The organism is Methylobacterium oxalidis (assembly GCF_007992195.1).
In the GTDB taxonomy this organism is placed as follows: domain Bacteria; phylum Pseudomonadota; class Alphaproteobacteria; order Rhizobiales; family Beijerinckiaceae; genus Methylobacterium; species Methylobacterium oxalidis.
Genome location: NZ_BJZU01000224.1, coordinates 1 through 3,840, shown reverse-complemented (window position 1 = coordinate 3,840; position 3,840 = coordinate 1). Strand labels below are relative to the sequence as shown.

General features: G+C 62.4%; 4 protein-coding genes and 1 pseudogene. All 5 read left to right on the top strand.

Features of this window, described 5'->3' with window-relative positions; translation table 11 throughout:
- Positions 1 to 1,041 precede the first annotated feature (1,041 nt).
- Positions 1,042 to 1,269: pseudogene (locus tag MOX02_RS29760) on the top strand (transposase); the annotation flags it as partial.
- A gap of 342 nt (positions 1,270 to 1,611) precedes the next feature.
- A complete protein-coding gene (locus tag MOX02_RS29750) occupies positions 1,612 to 1,857 on the top strand; it encodes a hypothetical protein (RefSeq protein ID WP_147029369.1) in 246 nt (81 codons plus the stop codon).
- A 35-nt stretch (positions 1,858 to 1,892) separates the two neighbouring features.
- Positions 1,893 to 2,309, top strand: coding sequence for a DUF1236 domain-containing protein (locus tag MOX02_RS29745; protein WP_147029368.1), 417 nt, complete (start codon positions 1,893 to 1,895; stop codon positions 2,307 to 2,309).
- Between the two features lie 426 nt (positions 2,310 to 2,735).
- Positions 2,736 to 3,437 (top strand): sigma-70 family RNA polymerase sigma factor, encoded by a 702-nt coding sequence (locus tag MOX02_RS29740; RefSeq protein WP_147029367.1) that lies wholly within the window; start codon positions 2,736 to 2,738, stop codon positions 3,435 to 3,437.
- Complete coding sequence (locus MOX02_RS29735) at positions 3,434 to 3,691, top strand: transcriptional regulator (protein WP_147029366.1); 258 nt, start codon at positions 3,434 to 3,436, stop codon at positions 3,689 to 3,691. Before MOX02_RS29740 ends, MOX02_RS29735 begins: the two co-directional genes overlap by 4 nt.
- Positions 3,692 to 3,840 lie beyond the last annotated feature (149 nt).

Here is a 3,840-nt window from a genome sequence, read left to right as displayed (position 1 = left end):
CTTAATCAGTCTGCATGAGATGAAGAGGACTGGGCAAGCTTGCCCAGCCTTCGCCCTCCTCTGCCCGCTCGCATGCCCAAGCTCATGACGACGCCTCGAATCGACCTGCAGGGCGGGACCTTAGGCGGTCACTCCAAGGCCGACGACGCAGCCGAGTAGCACGACCAACGAGCAGCCGAACCCGATACTTGCACGCAACAGAGAAGGGACAGAGTTGGTCGCGCGTAAATCTTGTGCGTCACTGCTCATTTACAGCCTCAGGGCGGTCGGATCGAGGCTGAAACGCAAACACGCAGCAGGCAGTTCCGCCGACTCAATGGCAGCGCTGAACCTGCGCCCTACCAGTCACCGAAACAGCGGTAAGTAGATACCAATCAGGCTTAACCCGAATATGAAGGCGCATCCAGATAGACGCTCGTAGACGGCTTGATCCTGCGGCCTCCTCAATGAGGCGATCGCTGACACAATAGACACGACAAGCAGGAAAACAATCAAAAGGAACATCACTCTTCCTCGAAGCGGACCTCGCTGCCGAAGCGCGCTCGACCAACAACTTAACCGACCCTCGCCGCGCAGCAAATAATGCATTCGTTTCTGCTTAACGGCAAAAGCCTGCGCAGGGAGTCAACGCCGCTGGTCGTCCAGCGACGACTTTCCTGTTGAGGATTTGCCCGCTGCGGGCTCTGTTCGAGCCGCTTCTTTCGCCTGCTGTATGTACGCGAACGCGATAGCGCCTAAGAGGGCGATAACTGCTGCGAGGATGATGCCTTGGCGGCTCATGACCTTGCCCGAATCAGGTTCGCGAGCAACATACCTCGGCTAACATCACCGAGCCTTTGCTTCCAAAGGTAGCATTCGCCACAGTCAGAGGTGCAGGGTGGTAGCAGCCGCGCCAATCATCCTTCGCACTGAGCAGCGCTACTGGCTTGTTTTGGAGGAGGCCGTCTGCCCGTTGGAACGGGTGAGCCTCTCCTCAGCCTCGCTGCTAGACTGAACCGCCTCGGGTTTCTCGAAGGCTCCCACTCTTGCGAGGATGGAGCCATGACGAAGCGAACCCCACCGTATTCCTCCGAAGTCCGTGAGCACGCGGTTCGGATGGCGCTGGATCACCGAGACGAGCACGGCTCGCAGTATGCAGCGATCGGTTCGATTGCGGCCAAGATCGGCTGCTCGGGCGAGACGCTGCGGAGGTGGGTCAGGCAGGCCGAGCGCGATCAAGGCGTGCGGGCCGGACCGACGACGGATGAGCGTGAGCGGATCAAGGCACTGGCCGATTCGCCGTCGTGGCGGCCTTGGCGTCCGGTGCCGTGTACTGGCGTTGCGGGTTCCTGACGCTTGCCGAGGCAGAGCAGTGCGTTGAGGATCTGCGCACGGTGATGGCGGCCTGTGGCGCCCTGCTAGTGCGGTGGGAAGCGGAGCGGCCGGGTATGGACCTGCGGGCGATGCTCAGGGCACCCAGGCCGCCGTTCTAAAATGGGCTTGCGCCACCAGGTCCGAAAGACGCGAACGCATTAACCATTACCGCTTGGCGTATTCGAGGCTGAAAATAGTCCGGAACGCTATCGGCGATTCTCCGTTTCTGCGGTGATTTCTCACTGAGGAGCATAACACATGCGCAATCTACTGATTGCAGGCGCTGCCTTTGCAGCCCTGGCTGGTGTTTCGTCGAGCGCCATGGCTGAGGACACCACTGTCATTCGCCGCGACAGCAGCCCGAGCGTCTCGGTCGAGCGTCGCGAGGGCGTGGTCGAGCATCGCAACGTCACCACCGGAACCGTCGATTGCGGCTCCAAGACCGTGCACAAGGAGGACGGCGCAGGCAACTCCAAGACGGTCCACAAGGAAGGCTGCAACTGAGACGTCACTGATTCTTCTCAACACTGGAGACAACCATGACGAACAAGCTTTTGCTCGCAGCAACCACGGCCGCTCTTCTCGCGCTGCCCTTGGCCGCCCAGGCGCAGGGCACCGTGCGCGGAGCCCAGCGCGGGGCTGAGGAAGGCGCCGCGGCGGCAGGTCCCGTCGGCGGTGTTGTTGGCGGCGCGGTCGGTGCTGCGACCGGCACGGTCGGTGGCATCCTCGGCGTCGATGATCGCCCGCGCTTCCGCAACTACGTTACCGAGCGCCGCGTGAAGTCCTACGATTACGACGGCCGGGTCGCGGTCGGCACCACGCTGCCGTCCTCGGGCGTGACCTACTACGACGTGCCGGACGAGTACCACGTGAAGCCCGGCTACCGGTACACGGTGGTCAACAAGCAGCCGGTGCTGGTGGATCGCAGCCATCGTATCGTCGAGGTCATCGACTGAACGGTCTGATCGACGCCTGAAACAAGCCCGCCTCGGTCTGAGCCGAGGCGGGCTTGTTGTTTCTGACGGGCGTGCGCACTGCGGAGATTGGAAATGATCCGCTTCGCTCAAGGTTTCCTGACCGCCTATGTGCTTGCCGGCCTCTACGTGGGCGTTGCGGTGAGTTCCGGTGCAAACGCCCCGGGCTTTGGGCGCACCCTGATGGTTGGAGCGGCTTGGCCTATCTTAGTCACGCCAACCTTCGTACGACGCGAGATCTGCGCGTCTCGGTAGCCGGTTGAACCCTGACGCTCGGGATCGCCTGCTCACACAGGGGTAGTTGGGTGAACTCGCAGGCTCGGCCTTGATCGCATACAGCGACACGCTATTATGAATTCACTGTACACGCGTTGGCAGCCCCTCGCGGGAGGATGCGGGACACACGTCATGAAGGCTCGCAGAAGTCCCTCTTCTGACCACGGACTTTCATCACCCTCTCAGACGACGCTGCCCGCCCCTCTTCGGGAGCGCCTGGGAGAGGAACTGAAGGCCTTCTACGCCTATGTCCTCTCAGAGAATCAGCCTCGTCATCTCCTTGGCCTCGTAGCTCAGCTGAGTGAGGTGCTGGACAGGCGAGACGCGGCTCACGCCGACGCGTTTCGAGATGAACTCCTCACAGTTCTGCCGCGCTTGCGTGCCTTCGCCGTGTCGCTGGCGATGGACGAGGCACAGGCCGACGATCTGGTTCAGGAGACGGTGATCAAGGCTTGGCAGAAGCAGGAGAGCTATCGGCCCGGCACCAACGTCGAGGCCTGGATCTGCACCATTCTGCGGCGCCTCTTCTACGACGATCGTCGCACGGCAAAGCGTGAGGCTGCTTCGGAGTTCTCGATTGATCCGGTGACGCCGCCGCGCGCTTTGGAGCAGAGCACCGATCTTCGTAAGGTCTGGGTGGCACTCACGAATCTGCCACCGGTCCAGCGTGAGGCCCTGGTCCTCGTCAGTGCACAAGGTATGACCTACGAGGCTGCGGCAACCCGAGCCGGATGCCAAGTCGGCACGATCAAGAGCCGCGTGAGCCGCGCGCGGGCGGCACTCGCCAGCTCGCTCGGTGTACCGACACTTCGGCCTGTGACGGGAGCTGGATGACCGGCACTCAGATCGTCGCATCTCGTCGGCTGCTGAGATGGGATCAGCGAACCCTGGCGAACGCGGCGCAGCTGCGCCTCAGCGTGATCATGCGCGCCGAGTCCGCTCCTGGCGTGCCGGACATCTCGGCCGTTCAGGCGGACGCAATCCGGAGCACGCTGGAGAACGCCGGGATCGTGTTCACGATCAACGACCCCGGCGTGAAGCTTCAAGGCGCTAGTGCCAGCTCAGCTGCGACCTTTGTCGCTCAGTAGTTGCGGCCACTGCGCTGGCTCGGCTCCTGCCAGGAACCACGGTCCATCTCGGTGCCAGGGGTCATCCGGGTACCGCGGATCCATACTAGAGCGTGGCGCTCGTGACGCGGGTGATCCCTGGCGGCGACCACGATCCGTTGAGTAGGGTG

Excerpts from the sequence above, each read along its gene's own strand:
- MOX02_RS29750 (WP_147029369.1), top strand. The coding sequence starts at position 1,612 with ATGCGCAATCTACTGATTGCAGGCGCTGCCTTTGCAGCCCTGGCTGGT.
- MOX02_RS29740 (WP_147029367.1), top strand. The coding sequence starts at position 2,736 with ATGAAGGCTCGCAGAAGTCCCTCTTCTGACCACGGACTTTCATCACCC.
- MOX02_RS29735 (WP_147029366.1), top strand. The coding sequence starts at position 3,434 with ATGACCGGCACTCAGATCGTCGCATCTCGTCGGCTGCTGAGATGGGAT.
- MOX02_RS29745 (WP_147029368.1), top strand. The coding sequence starts at position 1,893 with ATGACGAACAAGCTTTTGCTCGCAGCAACCACGGCCGCTCTTCTCGCG.